The following is a 17,884-nucleotide window of genomic DNA, read 5'->3' on the forward strand; positions in this document are numbered from 1 at the left end:
TGAATTGACTAAAAGATTGCTACTATTCGTTTTGGTGTGCCTTTGCTTTCTAGGCATTTCTCAGGTTCACGCCGAAGATGTCATGGAAATTACCCGCAAGGCTGGCTATACCGTTAGTGAGGTTAATAAGCCAAAAGCCTCCATTGTTGTTGACGCAAAGACCTCAGAGATTCTATGGCAGGATAACATTGATATGCCTAGAGATCCAGCTAGTATGTCAAAGATGTTTACGCTTTATATCCTTTTTGAGGAATTAGCTAAGGGAAAGATAACGCTTGACACCACCATTACCGCAACAGAGACTGATCAGGCGATTAGTAAAATTTATGAAATCAGCAATAATAATATTGTTGCAGGAGTTGCGTACCCTATTCGTGATTTAATCATTATGACAGTGGTTCCGTCATCAAATGCTGCAACGGTGATGATTGCCAACTACCTATCCAACAATGATGCGTCAGCCTTTATTGATCGGATCAACAAAACAGCCAAAGAGCTCGGTATGACCAATACACATTTTTCAAATGCTAGTGGAGCAATCGCACAAGCCTTTCAAGGCTATTATGTCCCAGAAAAATATGATTTAACAGCTTCTAATATCACGACAGCACGTGATTTTGCAACCTTAATTTATTATTTTTTGAATAATTATCCTAGTATTCTTGACTTTACCAATCAAACCGTCGTCCGCACCATGGTTGGAACCCCTTATGAGGAAGAATTCCATTCCTACAACCACTCTCTACCTGATGGCAAGTTTGGAATAGAGGGTGTTGATGGCATGAAAACAGGATCCAGCCCAAGTGCTGCTTTCAATGCAGTTGTAACAGCAAAACGAGGAAATACCAGACTGATTACAGTTGTCATGGGAGTTGGTGATTGGTCTGACCAAAACGGGGAATTTTACCGTCATCCATTCATTAATGCTTTGACTGAAAAAGGCTTTAACGATAGCCAAACACTCACCAAAGCAAAACGAAGCAAGCTTGAAAGGCTTGTTGCTAAGCCAGTCAGCACAGCTGCTGCTTCTAAAAAGCAGCTACCACAAGCTACGACTGATCAGTCTTTTCTTGAAAAAATGGAACAATTTGTCGATGATCATCGTCCCCTTGTCTTAATTTGCTTAGCCATTGTTATCCTTATTGTTTTACTCCTTGCTCTGATGGCCTTTATGATGGGACGTTAGGCCCGTTGATGATAAAAAAGACTTCTTGGTAGCTGCCAAGAAGTCTTTTTTATGCCTTAGGTATTTAAAAACTAACCTCTTGGGTTACTACCTATGTCTTTTAAAAAGCCTATCCATCAGGTCACCCTAATGGATAAGGTCAATGTAGCTGCTTCTTGACTAGCCAACTGATCCTTCCATTTCATAGGCGATCAAGCGATTCAATTCAACAGCATACTCCATTGGTAATTCCTTAGTAAAGGGCTCAACAAATCCCATGACAATCATTTCAGTAGCTTCACTCTCTGACAGCCCCCGACTCATCAGGTAATAGAGCTGCTCCTCTGAAATCTTTGAAACCTTTGCTTCATGCTCAAGAGCTACCTGAGAGTTGTGAATTTCATTGAAGGGGATAGTATCTGATTTTGAAATGTCGTCCATCAGGATTGTGTCACATTCGATATGAGAGACTGATTTTTTTGACAGCTTGTTAAAGGTAACCTGACCTCGATAATCAACCTTACCACCACTTTTAGCAATAGATTTTGACACAATAGACGATGAGGTGTGAGGCGCATTATGCACCATCTTAGCTCCTGTATCCTGATGCTGACCAGTATTAGCAAAGGCAATAGAGAGCATGGTGCCACGCGCGCCTGGACCATCAAGGTAAACTGAAGGGTATTTCATGGTTGTTTTAGCACCCAGATTACCATCAATCCACTCAACCGTTGCGTCCTTGAGAGCACGCGCTCGCTTGGTCACCAAATTATAGACATTGTCAGACCAATTTTGAATTGTTGTATAGCGCATGTAAGCACCATCTAAAGCAAAGATTTCAACAATAGCAGCATGCAAGCTGTTACTTGAATAGGTAGGTGCTGTACAGCCCTCCACATAATGCACACTAGCGCCCTCATCAACAATAATTAGGGTACGCTCAAACTGACCGGTGTGTTCATTATTGATGCGGAAATAGGTTTGCAAGGGAATATCCACCTTGACTCCCTTTGGCACATAAATAAAGGTCCCTCCTGACCAAACAGCAGAATTCAAGGCAGCTAACTTGTTGTCAGTTGGTGGCACCAGCTTAGCAAAATACTGCTTAAATAGCTCAGGATATTCCTTTAAGGCAGAATCCGTATCCGTAAAAATAATGCCCAGCTTTTCAAACTCAGCCTTCATGTTGTGGTAAACCACCTCAGACTCATATTGTGCCGAGGCTCCTGCCAGATAAGCCCGCTCTGCCTCTGGAATACCTATGCGCTCAAAGGTTTCCTTGATTTTATCTGGAACATCGTCCCATGAGCGAGCCGGCTTATCAGATGGCTTTTGATAATAGATAATCTCATCAAAATCAATATCTGAAAGGTCTGCGCCCCAGGTTTGCATGGGCATTTTATGAAAGGCTTCAAGTGATTTTAGGCGAAATTCCAGCATCCACTCTGGTTCATCTTTAGCAGCTGATAATTCTCTCACAACTGCTTCATTTAAGCCCTTACCTGTTGAGTAGATAGGCTCAACATCATCATGAAAGCCAAATTGATAATCACCTAAATCAATTGGCTGGGGGGCTACTGTTTCATTTATATCAGACATTTTCCATTTTCCTTTATACGTTAATAAATGAGAGAGACTTAAAGCTCCTCGCTTTTTTCAATAGCCTGCTTGAGAGCATGCCAGGCCAGGGTTGAGCATTTGATACGCTGTGGAAAGTTGGCAACCCCAGCTAATAGCTCAGCTTCACCCAAGAGAGCCTGATTGCTATCATCATTTCCCTGAACCATATTTGAAAAAATATCAGCTAGGGCCAATGCTTCTTCCTTTGTCTTTCCTAGGACAGCATCTGTCATCATACTAGACGAAGCAGTCGAAATCGTACAGCCATCACCGGCAAAGGCAATATCCTCAATCCTGTCACCAGCAAATTTGACAGTCAGTGAAATCACATCTCCACAAGTAGGATTATGAAGCTGGACTGCCTCTACGCCCTCAAGCTGTCCATGATGATGCGGATGTCTTGAATGATCAGCCACAACAGCCATATATAAGCTGCTTAACTTAGAAAGTGCCATTAAAAAACTCCTTTGCTTTTAAAATAGCTTCTATCAAGCGATCACAATCCTCCCTCGTATTATAAAGATAAAAGCTAGCACGAACTGTTGAATGCAGTCCCAAGTACTTATGCAAAGGCTGAGCACAATGATGTCCTGCTCTAACTGCAACACCCTCGTAATCTAAAGCTGTTGCAAGATCATGTGGGTGTAAGCCATCTATATTAAAGGCAAGGACACCTGAGCGTTCATCTGCTCGTTCAGGACCATAAACCGTCAAGCCAGCAATAGCCTGTAGCCTTGGCAAGGTATAAGCAACTAAATCAGCCTCATGAGCATGAACCTGATCCATTCCTATAGCATCCAAATACGAAATCGCAGCACCAAGACCAATAGCTCCAGCAATATGGGGTGTTCCTGCTTCAAGCTTCCAAGGTAAAGGCTTCCACGTCGCCTCCTGCTCATAAACAAAATCAATCATTTCTCCACCAAATTCAACTGGATTCATTTGATTAAGGAGAGCCTCCTTGCCATACAATACACCAATGCCAGTCGGTCCCAGTAGCTTATGGCCTGAAAAGGCAAGGAAATCACAATCTAAATCCTGCACATCAACAGTCATGTGTGGTACTGACTGTGCAGCGTCAACCACAAGATAGGCACCCTGAGCATGAGCAAGCCTTGCAATCTCCTGAATCGGATTAACACAGCCTAACACGTTAGACACATGGGCGATACTGACAAATTTGGTGCTAGCACCCAATTTTGATTGCAGATCATTCATGTCTAGCTTGCCTTTCTTAAGATAAGCATAGACAAGCCTTGCCCCTGTTTTTTGACAAACCTGCTGCCAAGGAAGGATATTTGCATGGTGCTCCATAATTGAAATCAGCACCTCATCACCTGGCTTTAAGACCTGCTCAGCAAATTTTCCAACCCAATTTAAGCTAGTTGTCGTCCCTCTTGTGAAAATCACTTCCTTGCTTGACTTAGCCCCAATAAAGTCAGCAACCTTTTGACGACTAGCCTCGTACTGTCTTGTTGCTCTTTCTGCCAGGGTATGGACACCTCGATGAACATTGGCATTATCCTTTTGATAATAGGCCTGCAGGGTCTCTAACACTGCCTGTGGCTTTTGTGTTGTCGCTGCATTATCTAAGTAAACAAGAGCTTCATCATTTACACATTGGTCAAGTAGTTTAAAGTCTGCTTTGATTTGATTAGGATCAAACAATGATAACTCCTTTCTTTGACTAGTAACTAACGACGTGCCAGCTTATCATCTAAGGCAGTGATAATATCCTGACGAACCGACGGCACAGGGATCTCTGCCACCACTGCACCAAGAAAGCCTCGAATAACAAGACGCTCAGCAGTCTCTTGGTCTAGTCCTCTACTCATTAGATAATACATGTCCTCAGGATCCACCTGGCCGATAGAGGCGGCATGGCCTGCTGTCACCTCATTTTCATCAATCAAGAGAATAGGGTTGGCATCAGAGCGAGCTTGATCTGACAGCATCAGGACACGACTTTCTTGCTGAGCATCAGCACCCTTTGCTCCCTTAATGATATGACCGATAGCATTAAATGTCAATGTCCCACGCTCCAAGATAACCCCATGCTGTAAAATATGCCCAACCGTATGCTTCCCATAGTTGGTTACTCGGGTATCAATCCCCTGAACTTGGCGACCACTTGAAGCAGCAACCACCTTCACATCAGCCTGTGAGCCTTGACCAATCAAATCACTATCAAAATCAGCAATAACATTGCCCTCATTCATCAGAGCAAGCGCCCAATCAATGGTCGCATCCCGATCTAAGCGGCCTCTGCGACTGATATAGGCTGTCACCTGATCACCTAGACGATCAATCGCTGAAAACTTGATCTGACTTCCCTCCTGAGCAATGACCTCAACGCTAATATTGGCACTAGCTGCTTGGGTCCCGTCTCCGACAGACTCAAAGCGCTCAAGATAGGTCAGCTTGCTTTCTTTACCTGCAATGATGAGCACATGCTTGTTAAAGGGAACATCACTATCACTATCTTGCAAGAAAATCCCTTCAATTGGCTGCTCAATTTCAACATGATCTGGAACATATAGCACAGCCGCACTGTTAAAATAAGCAGAATGATAGGCCGCCAGTCTATGCTCATCAAAGGCTAAGGCAGAGCCAAAATGAGCCTCAAGCTGCTCTGGAATCTCCTCTAAAGCTGTAGCAAGGTCTGTAAAAACAACCCCCTTTTCGATCAATTCCATAGGAAGCTGCTCAAGAACTGTCTGTGTCCCAATCTGAACCAGCTTAGGATTATCACCCAAGGCCATAAAATCTGGAACAGCTCCTAGGCCAGTGCTTTCTGTCAGGCTACCATCACCAAAGTTCCAGCGGTGAAACTTAACCCGTTCAATAGTAGGCAGCTCTAAATGTGGCATCACATCAAAGGCCTTTAAGCGCAGCTCTTGCAGCCAAGCAGGCTCAGCATGCGCTTGAGAGAAGGCCAATATCTTTTCTTTTGTCATCTATCCTTCCTTTTTTCTGGTAAGCTTTTCAATCATCAGCAAACATACTAATCAGTATAGCTATGGCGAAGCCTTAGACAGCCCTGCAGCTTAGACCTCTTCTTTATAGTCAATGCCTAGCTCCTCAGCAATGCCTGCATAGCCTTCTTTTTCGAGTCGTGTAGCAAGCGCAGCATCTCCTGATAGGACTATCCGACCATCCATCATGACATGCACCAAGTCCGGAGTGATGTAATTAAGCAAGCGCTGGTAATGGGTAATAATCATCGCACCAAATGCCTGACCACGCATCTCATTAACCCCTTTTGACACCACCTTTAGAGCATCAATATCAAGGCCTGAGTCAATCTCATCTAACAGCGCAAACTTAGGCTCCAGCATAAGCAATTGCAGGATTTCATTTCTTTTTTTCTCACCGCCAGAAAAGCCCTCATTGAGGTAGCGCTCTGCCATTTCCTCCTTCATACCAAGCAAGGCCATCTTCTCATCTAGCTTGGTAATGAAGTCACGAACAGAAATCTTATCCTTGTCCTCTTTACCTGCATTCATAGCGGCCCGCATAAATTCGGCATTGGTAATTCCTGGAATCTCAGACGGGTATTGCATCGCTAGGAAAAGCCCCAGTCTCGCACGCTCATCAACCTCTAGCTCCAGAATATTGACACCATCTAGTAAGATCTCACCCTCTGTCACTTGATAGTTGGGATTGCCCATAATCGCTGCTGACAGTGTTGATTTCCCTGTTCCATTTGGTCCCATGATAGCAGCAATTTCACCTGTCCTTAGGGTCAGATTGACCCCCTTTAAAATCTCTTTATCCTCTATCGAAACATGCAAATTGTTGATTTCAAGAATTGACATTGTATACCTCATCATTTCTATTAGGCTATTTCAGTATCTTCATGGTCTTTCCTGAAAATAGCCTAATGCTTTCATTATCTTCATTATAACAAAAAAAGCCCCAGCAGGCTTTTTACTTGTCTGAAATCATTTCTTTTGCTTCCATTTTGAAAGCGTGGTCTGACGGTAATCGCTATTACCGATAAACTTCAAGAGGTTGAATAGGGGCGTTCGTTTTTCTCCCCAGATCTCAATACCTTCAATAAAGACCTCTAGGGCAAATAAGAGTCCCAAGATAAGCAAGACCCCACCAATACGACTAGAGACATTCAGCAACAGAGAAATCAAGGAAAAAAGCATAGCAATACCATAAACAACCAGCACTGCGCCGCGATGTGTAAATCCCATAGACAAGAGACGGTGATGCAAGTGCATCTTATCAGGCTCGTAAAATTTCTTTCCAGACAGGCTTCGACGAATAATCGCCACAATCGTATCCATAATTGGAACACCTAAAATAATAACCGGTGTAACAACCGCTACCGCAGTTGCATTTTTCAAGCCCTGCAATGATAACACACCAATCATAAAGCCGATAAAAAGCGCTCCTGTATCCCCAAGATAAATAATAGCCGGGTGATAGTTATAAGGAAAAAAGCCAGCAATAGACGCAATCAGGATTAAAATCGTCAGGGTTAAAAAGAAATTTGTCAATGGCAAAAAGAAATAAGCTACAATAGCCATTGTTACTAAGCTAATAATCGAAACACCACTGACTAGACCATCTAAGCCATCAATAAGATTAATCGCATTGGTAATTGAGATAATCCAAAGAACGGTTAAAAAGAAGGTCAAGAAAGGTTCAAAAGCCAGCAAGGGTCCACCAAAAGGAATCTTAAAGCTATCAAATTTAAAGTCAGTAAAGGCCCAGACAATAATGGCACCAATGACAATTCCCAGCATTTTCAGCTTAGGACTTAGCTCATACACATCGTCTATAAAGCCTGTTACGGTAACCACCAAGCCTCCTAAGACAACTGGCAAAATATACTGAAAATAGGTTTGCCCGCCAATATGAGCACCATTTGATGCCAGAGGCATCAGTACCAGACTCGTAATCACAAAGGAAGTAAAGATAGCCAAGCCTCCACTAGTCGGCATGGGAACCTTATTAATCCGTCTAGCATTTGGAGTATCTACCACACCGACTCTAATGCTTAGAAAACGTACAATTGGCGTTAATAAAAGTGACATCAGCAAGGCACCAATTAAAACCAAGACATCATCTATCGTGAACGAAATCATCATACCCTACCCCAACCTGATTTTTTGCAGCTCCTCAACAGCACCATCAAAAATGAGCTGACAACCATGCTCCTGCAAATAAGCTCTTGTTTTTGTACCAGGACTAGCATGCTCAATCAATCTGGCATACATCACGTTGGCAAAGTAGGCAGGCTTGTTTTGCACATCAAGTAAAATCGTCATGTGATAATGACGAGGACCCTTATACAATTCAGAAGCCTCGATCGGAAAATCAATCACCTTAGCAAAGCAAACAGCGTCTCGAACAGAAGCAAAATCAAGAACATAGTGAACATAATCAAGTGGCTCCGTCGGCTCATCAAGCTCAGCAGCTTCCTTACTATCTGCTTGCTCAGCCAAGGTAGCATCAACCACGTCCTCCATGATCTCCTCGATTTTTTCAAGCTTTTCATGGGCATTGACATCACCCTTTTCACGCATAGACTGCTCCAAGCTTCTGAAAAAATCCTCTGGAGTCATCTGGGAAATATCACCTAGGTCTGCCAAATCCTCAAAATTAAGGTCCTTATTGAGGTCTGATTTGGTCACAAAAACATCTAAGCGATCCTTTCTTGGAGTCACTCGAAAGCTAAGCATACCACTGTCCTTAAAATTGTCCGGAAGGTCCAACTCGTCCATGACAGCATAAAAGAACTCCTCTGTCTTTTCTTGAGGGATCAAGAAGTCCTTGAGCTCCATCCCCCTTTCTTCTAAATCGTCCATACTAATTGTTATTTTTAGCGTTGTCTCGCTAATTTGTTTCATTTCCATTGTAAAATACCTCGCAGGCGTAGTCATTTTATTATACTAGAAATGCTATGATTTCGCAATTTATGACTAGCCTTACAGCAAGTAAAAGCAGCCTTCCTAGGAAAACTGCCTGACGATTTCTAAAAAAGTGACTTAAATACACTGTAGACAATCAATAAGCTTCCCAACACAATCCGGTACCGCCCAAAGACTGTAAAATCATGCTTTTTAACATAATCTGTTAACAATTTGATCACATACAGACTGACTGCAAAGGCTGTTAGGCTGGCAACTAAAAGCACTAATAGCTGCGAGAGGGTCAAATGGTTGCCATCAATAAAAAACTTCAAAGCTTTTAGGCCACTATAGCCAAACATCGTCGGAATGGCCAAAAAGAAGGTAAAGTCCGCAGCAACTGTCCTGCTTGCTCCAAGAATAATCGCCCCTAAAATCGTTGCTCCCGAACGACTGGTCCCAGGAATAATGCTAAGCACCTGAAAGCAGCCAATAAAGAAGGCTGTTTTATAGGACATACGAGATAGCTTGACGACTCGCGGCTCAAGTGTCTGATTTCTCTTTTCAATCCATAAAAAGGCTATCCCATAAACAATCAATGCAATAGCAATAGGAAGCATATGATTAAAATGAGCGTCAAACCAATCATCAAGTGGTACTGCAATGATAATAGCCGGAATACAAGCAATAGCAACCTTAAGCCACAGCTGCCAGGTTAGCCTGATTTGCTGTGGGCTCTTGCCAGGCTGAAAAGGGTTCAAGCGTTCAAAGTAAATAACAATAACCGCAATAATCGCTCCCAGCTGAATAACAATATTAAACATCTCCATAAAGGCCTTATCCTGATGAAGCCTGATAAATTCCTGGACCAAAATCAGATGTCCAGTACTGGAAATAGGCAGCCACTCAGTAACTCCCTCAATAACACCAAAGAAGATGGCCTTCAGCAATTCAATAAATAACATGTTTCCTCCTTCTAACAAAGGCTCTCATATCTAGCCCGTCCTAAAAGAACACCACTTCCTCCTCCATTGCCAGCGGAGAAGCCGCAACCACAGTCACCAAGCAACAGCAATGGGGTATTGCTTTTTTTGCTTGTTCATATTGTACCATAAATGACACCTTTAATAAATCAGTGACTTCATAAGAAAAAGCTTATTTTTAATCATTTCTTCACTTGTTTTATGAATAAATAATCACCTCTTTTAACCAATGTATTGAAATAGCTTGTAAATTACTATAGAATAGTATTAAACACGTTTTTAGAAAAGGAGACCTATATGAAAAAGCTAGTCCTTAGCTGCTTGGCCACCTTACTTATTTTTCTTGGAGGAATAGGTACTGTGCAAGCAGATCACTATTTACGAGTTGGTATGGAGGCGGCTTACTCTCCATTTAACTGGACTCAAGATGATTCGTCAAATGGCGCTGTTCCTATCGAAGGAACCAGCCAATACGCCAATGGCTATGATGTGCAAATCGCTAAAAAAATTGCAAAAGCATTAAACAAAGACTTATTGGTTGTAAAAACCTCATGGACAGGTCTTATTCCGGCTCTGACCTCAGGTAAGATTGATTTAATTGCAGCTGGTATGAGCCCAACAGCAGAGCGCAAAAAAGAAATTGCCTTTTCTAACAGCTACTACACCAGCGAGCCAGTCATTGTTGTCGCCTCAAATGGTAAGTATGCCAAGGCTCGTTCTATCAAAGATTTTTCAGGTGCTAAGGTAACTGCTCAACAGGGCGTGTGGCATGTCAACCTGCTGCCACAGCTAGAGGGGGCAAAGCTTCAAACACCAATGGGAGATTTTTCTCAAATGCGCCAGGCTCTAACCTCTGGGGTGATTGATGGCTATATCTCCGAGCGCCCTGAGGCAATGACAGCCGAGACTGCCAACAAAGCCTTTAAAATGATCACTCTAACAAAAGGGTTTACCGTTTCGGAGTCAGACGCTGCCATTGCCATTGGCATGAAAAAAGGAGACGACCGCCTTACAGCAGTCAATCAAGTGCTTGATGCCATTTCTCAAAAGGAACGCCTTGCCTTGATGGACAAGATGATCCAACAGCAGCCAAGCGAGCCCAAAGCTGATGAAGCAAAGCCCTCCTTTATCAAGCAAACCTGGTCAATCTTTCAAAGCAACTGGAAGCAATTCCTTCGCGGGACAGGCATGACCCTCCTGATTTCGATGATTGGTACTATCACAGGACTTTTCATCGGTCTCTTGATTGGTATTTACCGTACAGCACCAAAGGCTAAGGGCAAATTGGCAGCGCTAGCTCAAAGGCTCTTTGGTGGACTACTCAACGTCTATATCGAAGTCTTTCGTGGTACGCCAATGATTGTTCAATCAATGGTGATCTACTACGGCACTGCACAGGCCTTTGGCATTTCCATTGACCGCACACTAGCAGCTATCGTTATTGTCTCAATCAACACAGGTGCTTACATGAGTGAAATTGTCCGAGGCGGTATCTTTGCAGTTGACAAAGGGCAATTTGAAGCAGCAACAGCCCTTGGCTTTACTCATGGGCAAACCATGCGTCAGATTGTCCTTCCTCAGGTGGTTCGTAATATCCTACCTGCTACTGGTAATGAGTTTGTCATCAATATCAAGGACACCTCTGTCTTGAATGTCATTTCAGTGGTTGAGCTATATTTCTCAGGAAATACAGTGGCTACTCAGACTTATCAATACTTCCAAACCTTTACCATTATCGCTATTATTTACTTCGTCCTAACCTTTACGGTAACGCGTATCCTTCGTTATATCGAACGTCGCTTCGATGCTGATACTTACACTACCGGAGCAAACCAAATGCAAGTTTCGGAGGTCCCAAATGTCTAATCCTATTATTGAAATTAAAAACCTAAAAAAGTCTTATGGAAATAACGAGGTCCTAAAGGACATCTCGCTAACCGTCAATAAAGGAGAGGTGATTTCAATCATCGGTTCATCTGGATCAGGCAAATCAACCCTCCTACGCTCCATCAATCTATTAGAAGAGCCCAGCGCCGGAGAAATTCTCTTTCATGGTGATAATGTGCTCGCAGAAGGCTACAATCTGACCCATTACCGTGAAAAATTGGGCATGGTTTTCCAGTCCTTCAATCTCTTTGAAAATCTTAACGTTTTAGAAAATGCAATCGTAGCTCAAACAACTGTCCTCAAGAGAGAACGATCAGAGGCTGAAAAAATCGCCAAGGAAAATCTCAAGGCAGTTGGCATGACCGAGCAATACTGGCAAGCCAAGCCTAAGCAGCTATCAGGCGGACAAAAGCAACGTGTCGCCATCGCTCGTGCCTTATCTGTTAATCCTGAAGCCATGCTGTTTGATGAGCCAACATCAGCTCTTGACCCAGAAATGGTCGCAGAGGTCTTAAAAACCATGCAGGATCTGGCTAAATCAGGCTTGACCATGATTATTGTCACTCACGAAATGGAGTTTGCAAGAGATGTTTCTGACCGTGTCATTTTCATGGATAAGGGGCTCATTGCAGAAGAAGGCACACCAAAGCAGCTCTTTGAGCAGCCAAAGCAGGACCGAACCAAAGCATTTTTACAGCGCTTTTTGTCATAAGCTTGAAAGCCAATCTAACCATAGGTGTTAAATTGGCTTTTTTTGATAAGTCACACCTGCTAATACTTCAGATTAAAAACTGATTATAATACTATTTCCCTCACTCAACAGGTACAGATAATAAGCCTCCTTTTGGAAGAGCAGGCTGATACACTCTTCAAAGCTTCTAAAGCGACTGGTCTACAAATATCATTTCTCAAATGAGACGGTAGCCGTTAAGCCTGATCTCTATTCTAAAATTTTAACACAAAATACTTTACCGGTTAATGACTTTGTGCTATACTGTTTTTATTAACGTTAATAATATATTTTAGTAGGAGGATAGCATGGCCGAAAAAACTGACCTCGCGTCAGCTTACAGAAGACTAAAAAGCCCAAATATTAAAACTAAAAAACGTGCTCTGAAGATTATTCACGAGTACAAACGTTACGGTAAAAAATAGTATTCTATTTTTATCTCTCCAAATTTAAGTCAGACAAAAAATGATTAGGACACCATCCCTCCGTCTTAATCATTTTTTGATGCCCAAGAAAAGAAAGCTTTAAGCATTATTAACCACTAACAAGCTTAGGAGGCAAATATCTGATAGAGCTACCAAAAGCAGTAGTTAGGAAATGCTACACTCAGCCTTTAGGGGTCATGCCTCAGCATTTTCAAGCAACTGAGTACCAAGAGATTCTGTCCTTTAGCACAGCACAAAGCAGCACTTAAGCTCACAGTTGCTCTCTTAGCAGCTAAGCTTCAAAGGCGATTGAGGTAACCATTGCAATTGCTCTAGCTTCTAAGCTGTTTGAGCCTATGACTCTTGCTACTATTTCAGACATAGCAACGTTTTTCAACAGCCATCATGCTTAAGACAATAGTGGAATAGGAACGACTGCCTGTTTTACTCGTCTAGACAATTGACTAGCCATAACACAAAAGCAAGCTGATTCTAACCAGCTTGCTGAACACCTGTTATTTTGTTTTTAAGGCTGATAGCACCTGAGTGCGAATATCATCAACACCATTTGGAGTATTTGGTAGGAAAAGGGTCTGATTACCCTTTGCAGCAAAGGTATTGAGGGTATCTAAGTACTGGTTGGTCAGAAGAATTGACATGATCTGCTCTTCATTCAGTGAGATATTAGCCTCCTTCAATTCTTGAATAGAATCAGCCAAGCCATCAACAATAGCCTTACGCTGCTGTGCAATACCGACACCATGCAGGCGATCCTTTTCGGCTTCCGCTTCTGCGGCAGTTACAATTTTAATCTTATCAGCATTAGCTAATTCCTGTGCTGCCACACGCTTACGCTGAGCAGCATTAATTTCATTCATAGACTGCTTGACTTCAGCGTCTGGCTCAACCTTTGTAATCAAGGTCTTTACAATAATATAGCCATAGGTTGACATTTCTTCTGCTACCTGATGCTGCACCTCCAAGGCAATTTCATCTTTTTTCTCAAACAATTCATCTAAGGTTAGCTTTGGAACAGAAGAACGCAAAGCATCCTCAATATAAGACCTAATTTGAGCCTCTGGCTTGATCAATTTGTAATAAGCATCTATCACATTTTGCTCATTCACACGATATTGAGTCGCAACATTTAGCGTCACAAAAACATTGTCCTTGGTCTTTGTTTCAACGATAATCTCTGATTGCAGCAAGCGCAATTGCACACGCGCAGCAATGCGGTCAATCCCAAAGGGCAATCGAATATGAATACCACTAGTAGCTGTGCCTTGATATTTCCCAAAGCGCTCTATAATAGCAACAGATTGCTGGCGCACCACATACAGCGTGCTTGCCATAATGGATAATATCACAATCACTAGAAATCCAATAATCAAAATAGCTTCTAACATGTTAATCTCCTCCTTATTAAGCCCTGGCTCGATAGCTATACGGCTTTTTATTATTGCCTCATTGTTATAAGACAATTATAAAATATTTTTGCCTTTTGTCAATAAAAATCTCAACGTCTATCAGCCGGTTTTACAGCTGCTAGAGACCACTAAAAAGTCTACACCTGACGTCAGGTTGCAATCACTGCTGCTTAATGGTCACATCTTCCTTGTGAAGACAAAAGGAGTCAAGCATTGCCTAACTCCTCTCTTTGTTTTATTCATTATTCAACACTCATGAGATATGGATACACAGGCTGATCTCCCTGATGTAGCTCAACCTCAATATCTTCATATTTTTCCTCAAGGTAATCAGCAAGACCTTGAGCTACTTCACTGCTGCCCTCTTCACCAATGAAGATCGTAACGATTTCGCTGTCCTCATCAATCATGTGATCAAAGGTAGTCTTTAGAGTAGCTTCCATATCTGGATTTGATACTACAATGCTGCCATCGACCATTCCTAAAAAGTCATTTTCATGAATATCGAGGCCATCAATCATTGTATCGCGCACAGCCAGAGTCACACTTCCACTAACCACATCAGATAGGCTTGCTGTCATATCAGCCACATTATCCTCCAAGGCTTTTGAAGGATCAAAGGCCAGTAGGCTCGTGAAGCCTTGTGGAATTGTACGTGTCTCCACAACAGCCGCAGGAATATCCACAACCTCTGCTGCAGATTGGGCTGCCATGAAGATGTTTTTATTGTTCGGTAAGATAATCACCTGCTTAGCATTGACAGCTTCAATAGCCTTGACAATATCCTCAGTAGATGGATTCATGGTTTGCCCACCTGAGATTATGTAGTCAACTCCCTGTGCCTTAAAAATCTCTGCCAGGCCATCACCTGCAACAACAGCAATCAGACCAAACTCTTTTGCCTCCGCCTTAGCAGGCCCATTGTCTATTTTTTGTACCTGTGCCTCATGCTGATTGCGCATGTTGTCTACTTTAATTTTGATCAGTGAGCCATACTTCAGACCCTCTTGCATCACTAGCCCCGGATCCTCTGTATGGACGTGAACCTTAACGATCTCATCATCATTTACCACTAAAAGCGAATCACCAAGTCCACTCAAATAGCCCTGAAATTCATCATAATTAAACTCTTTAACATAGGTAGGACCCTGCTTTAGGGCAACCATGATCTCAGTACAATAGCCGTAGGTAATATCCTCGGTAGCAACATGACCTGCAACTGATTTGTGGTGCTCAGCCTTAATCATCTCAGACATATTGGCAGGAGTGGCCTTAAAGTCCTCAGAAGCCACATAATCACCATTTAAGGCAGACAAGAAGCCTTCGTAAATAAAGACAAGGCCTTGACCTCCTGAGTCAACAACACCAACCTCCTTCAAAACTGGCAGCAGGTCTGGTGTTTTTGCAAGAGCCCCTTTTGCACCATCTAGCGCTGCCTGCATCACCTCAATGGCATTATCAGTCAGATCTGCCTTTTTCAAGGCTGCTGTTGCTGCACCACGAGAAACGGTCAAAATAGTTCCCTCAACAGGCTTCATCACCGCCTTGTAGGCAACCTCAACTCCCATTTGAAAGGCCTGGGCTAGGTCCTTACCTGTCAGCTCCTCTTTTGACTTGATGCTTTGGCCAAAGCCACGAAAAAGCTGCGAGGTAATAACACCAGAATTGCCACGCGCCCCCATCAAGAGACCCTTGGATAGGATCTGCCCAACCTCACCAACCGTTGAAGCTGGCTTATCAGCAACCTCTTTAGCACCATTATCCATTGTCATGCTCATATTAGTTCCTGTATCACCATCTGGTACAGGAAAAACATTTAAGGAATTGACATATTCTGCTTGTTTACCAAGACGAGTTGCTGCCGCTTGGACCATTTCTTGGAATAAGCTTGTTGTAATATTTGACACTAATTTTCTCCTACAACTTTAATATTTTGCACGTAAACATTCACCATATCCGCAGAAAGCCCAAGCTGACTCTCAAGGTTAAATTTCACACGCTCCTGAATATTTTTGGATACCTCACTAATCTTAACACCGTAGCTCATAACAGTATAGACATCAACTGAAATACCCATGTCCGTTGACTTAACAACTACACCCTTAGCATAATTTTCTTTGCGAAGTAGCGATTGAAAGTTATCTTTTAGAGCACTTTTACTAGCCATACCAACAACGCCAAAAATTTCCGTTGCTGAACCTCCAACGACAGTTGCAATAACGTCATCAGATAGCTCAATTAGACCATCTTTTGTATTAATTTTTACAGTCATAGTTACTACCTCAAAAAGTTTTTATCAGCTTATTTTATCATAATTCAAGGTCAATGTAAAAAGATATAAGCGAAGAAAGGTCATCTCTATCATGCTTTTCTAGGCTTTTTCTGAAAACGACTAAGAAAAAAAGCCCTAAGGCTTATTTCGATTAGATGCGTTCTACTTTACCAGATTTAAGCGCACGAGCTGAAGCCCAAACTTTTTTTGGTTTACCATCAACAAGGATAGTAACTTTTTGAAGATTTGGTTTAACAGTACGTTTTGTTTGGTTCATAGCGTGTGAACGGTTGTTACCAGATACAGTCTTACGACCTGTAAAATAACATACTTTAGCCATTGTAATCTATTTCCTCCTAGGTAGAATATGTTTACGGATGTGCTAGCACCACATACTTATCTAGTCTATCACAACTCCTATATTTTAGCAAGCTATTTTTTCTACTTACTTATTATCTGAAAATAAACACAACCCCTCTATCACTAAGCAAGCCTCTCACTTGGCACTCTCTTGCAGCTCAATCAATCGGTATCAGCAGAATTTGCTGTCTCACCAGTCAAAAGGCTGTCAAAAAGCTATCTTTAGCCTAGTAGCCTTCTCTTGGGACGCTAAAAAAACGCTAGAACAGGTGAGGCTTATTTTTGTCTGATTGGCTATTTGCTCAACAACCTGACTGATTAAAACGCCATAACCATTCAGGCACTAGCATACTAAAAAAGACTAAGCAAGGCAGCACCTCTGCAAATTAGCTTAAGAAGTGCTCAATGCTTAGTCTTTTTTGATGTTAGTCATCTCCATCAGCATAGTGACCACTGTACTGGTTAGCGACGAGCGTCAATCCTTAGGTCTACTTCCATTTTCGACTTCGGCCTTAGCCCTTGCAATCAATACATCAATATGCTCTTCAAGATATAAAAGCTTATAGAGGAAAACATGGCTGTTAATGGTATCAATATAATTGGTCATAATAAAGCCGTCTAGATCAGAAGCTTTAATCTTCTTGATTAATTCCTCTCTTTTCTTTAGTACCTCCTCCCAAGTGCCTTTAATTTGCTGAGACGGGTACCAAGACCTATTCCAATAGAAGGTTGATACATGCGCAAAGGCTGTCTGGCTAGTACCAACTGCTAAGCCAAGACAGACAGATAGTAGTCCAAGGCCCTTTAAAAGGGGCTTTTTTGAAATATTTAGAGCTGCCATAGCAATTTCTCCTTTTTACTTTTTCTAATTAAATAATACTAAAACGCAACTATATTGTAAAATAAAAAGTATTATATTAGAGATAAGTAAAAATAAAGCTGTGAACAGATGACCTGACTAGATCCAACAAGCAAGATGCTACATGATAAAATTCCCTTTAGTCGCACCACCTGTGATCTCATCAAAAACTCTCTAAGACAAAGAGGCATAGACAGCTACCGAATGAAGCCTTAGCAATAGTTCTCTCAGCTTATCTTATTAAAATAATAGGCCTGACAAATAAGGAAACAATTGCGCAGTAGTAGCT

17 protein-coding genes are annotated in these 17,884 nt (G+C 42.2%); 4 read left to right on the top strand and 13 right to left on the bottom strand.

The window, feature by feature from the left end:
* Window positions 1–4: 4 nt before the first annotated feature.
* The gene (locus I2432_RS08760) at window positions 5–1,186 is read left to right on the top strand and encodes a D-alanyl-D-alanine carboxypeptidase family protein (protein WP_111678553.1); all 1,182 of its coding nucleotides are present in this window, start codon (window positions 5–7) and stop codon (window positions 1,184–1,186) included.
* A gap of 159 nt (window positions 1,187–1,345) precedes the next feature.
* Here the strand turns inward: I2432_RS08760 and sufB are convergent, their stop codons facing one another.
* From sufB to I2432_RS08800, 8 genes are all read right to left on the bottom strand, one after another.
* Window positions 1,346–2,764 carry a Fe-S cluster assembly protein SufB gene (sufB, locus tag I2432_RS08765; RefSeq protein WP_012516286.1) on the bottom strand — a complete coding sequence of 473 codons (1,419 nt, stop codon included), beginning with the start codon at window positions 2,762–2,764 and terminating at the stop codon, window positions 1,346–1,348.
* 38 nt (window positions 2,765–2,802) lie between these two features.
* On the bottom strand, window positions 2,803–3,240 hold the full coding sequence (sufU, locus tag I2432_RS08770; RefSeq protein WP_111678554.1) for a Fe-S cluster assembly sulfur transfer protein SufU: 438 nt from the start codon (window positions 3,238–3,240) through the stop codon (window positions 2,803–2,805).
* Window positions 3,227–4,453: a cysteine desulfurase gene (locus I2432_RS08775; RefSeq protein ID WP_111678556.1), complete on the bottom strand. Its 1,227-nt coding sequence runs from the start codon at window positions 4,451–4,453 to the stop codon at window positions 3,227–3,229. The genes sufU and I2432_RS08775 overlap by 14 nt, the downstream gene beginning before the upstream one ends.
* A 26-nt stretch (window positions 4,454–4,479) precedes the next feature.
* On the bottom strand, window positions 4,480–5,742 hold the full coding sequence (sufD, locus tag I2432_RS08780; RefSeq protein WP_206158734.1) for a Fe-S cluster assembly protein SufD: 1,263 nt from the start codon (window positions 5,740–5,742) through the stop codon (window positions 4,480–4,482).
* Window positions 5,743–5,832: 90 nt separating this feature from the next.
* Window positions 5,833–6,603, bottom strand: a complete 771-nt coding sequence (sufC, locus tag I2432_RS08785; RefSeq protein WP_012516290.1) for a Fe-S cluster assembly ATPase SufC — start codon at window positions 6,601–6,603, stop codon at window positions 5,833–5,835.
* A gap of 126 nt (window positions 6,604–6,729) precedes the next feature.
* A complete protein-coding gene (locus I2432_RS08790; protein ID WP_206159089.1) occupies window positions 6,730–7,887 on the bottom strand; it encodes a glycosyltransferase family 4 protein in 1,158 nt (385 codons plus the stop codon).
* Window positions 7,888–7,893: 6 nt separating this feature from the next.
* Window positions 7,894–8,658 carry an adaptor protein MecA gene (gene mecA, locus I2432_RS08795; protein ID WP_012677379.1) on the bottom strand — a complete coding sequence of 255 codons (765 nt, stop codon included), beginning with the start codon at window positions 8,656–8,658 and terminating at the stop codon, window positions 7,894–7,896.
* 119 nt (window positions 8,659–8,777) lie between these two features.
* Window positions 8,778–9,617, bottom strand: a complete 840-nt coding sequence (locus I2432_RS08800) for an undecaprenyl-diphosphate phosphatase (RefSeq protein WP_206158735.1) — start codon at window positions 9,615–9,617, stop codon at window positions 8,778–8,780.
* Window positions 9,618–9,932: 315 nt separating this feature from the next.
* On the opposite strand from I2432_RS08800, the gene I2432_RS08805 reads away from it, so the two are divergent.
* From I2432_RS08805 to I2432_RS08815, 3 genes are all read left to right on the top strand, one after another.
* Window positions 9,933–11,501 carry an ABC transporter substrate-binding protein/permease gene (locus I2432_RS08805; protein ID WP_012516295.1) on the top strand — a complete coding sequence of 523 codons (1,569 nt, stop codon included), beginning with the start codon at window positions 9,933–9,935 and terminating at the stop codon, window positions 11,499–11,501.
* On the top strand, window positions 11,494–12,234 hold the full coding sequence (locus I2432_RS08810; RefSeq protein ID WP_012680102.1) for an amino acid ABC transporter ATP-binding protein: 741 nt from the start codon (window positions 11,494–11,496) through the stop codon (window positions 12,232–12,234). The genes I2432_RS08805 and I2432_RS08810 overlap by 8 nt, the downstream gene beginning before the upstream one ends.
* 326 nt (window positions 12,235–12,560) lie before the next feature.
* The gene (locus I2432_RS08815) at window positions 12,561–12,677 is read left to right on the top strand and encodes a putative metal homeostasis protein (protein ID WP_111678561.1); all 117 of its coding nucleotides are present in this window, start codon (window positions 12,561–12,563) and stop codon (window positions 12,675–12,677) included.
* A gap of 515 nt (window positions 12,678–13,192) precedes the next feature.
* Here I2432_RS08815 and I2432_RS08820 read toward each other — a convergent pair.
* The 5 genes from I2432_RS08820 to I2432_RS08840 form a co-directional block, all read right to left on the bottom strand.
* On the bottom strand, window positions 13,193–14,083 hold the full coding sequence (locus I2432_RS08820; protein WP_021321140.1) for an SPFH domain-containing protein: 891 nt from the start codon (window positions 14,081–14,083) through the stop codon (window positions 13,193–13,195).
* A gap of 263 nt (window positions 14,084–14,346) precedes the next feature.
* Window positions 14,347–16,011 (bottom strand): DAK2 domain-containing protein, encoded by a 1,665-nt coding sequence (locus I2432_RS08825; RefSeq protein ID WP_111678563.1) that lies wholly within the window; start codon window positions 16,009–16,011, stop codon window positions 14,347–14,349.
* On the bottom strand, window positions 16,011–16,376 hold the full coding sequence (locus tag I2432_RS08830; protein WP_012516300.1) for an Asp23/Gls24 family envelope stress response protein: 366 nt from the start codon (window positions 16,374–16,376) through the stop codon (window positions 16,011–16,013). The genes I2432_RS08825 and I2432_RS08830 overlap by 1 nt, the downstream gene beginning before the upstream one ends.
* Before the next feature lie 151 nt (window positions 16,377–16,527).
* Entirely contained in the window at window positions 16,528–16,716 is a 189-nt protein-coding gene (gene rpmB, locus I2432_RS08835) for a 50S ribosomal protein L28 (RefSeq protein WP_002982870.1), read from the bottom strand.
* A 495-nt stretch (window positions 16,717–17,211) separates the two neighbouring features.
* On the bottom strand, window positions 17,212–17,577 hold the full coding sequence (locus I2432_RS08840) for a hypothetical protein (protein ID WP_111678565.1): 366 nt from the start codon (window positions 17,575–17,577) through the stop codon (window positions 17,212–17,214).
* Window positions 17,578–17,884: the final 307 nt, after the last annotated feature.

The organism is Streptococcus equi subsp. zooepidemicus (assembly GCF_015689395.1).
Lineage (GTDB): Bacteria > Bacillota > Bacilli > Lactobacillales > Streptococcaceae > Streptococcus > Streptococcus equi.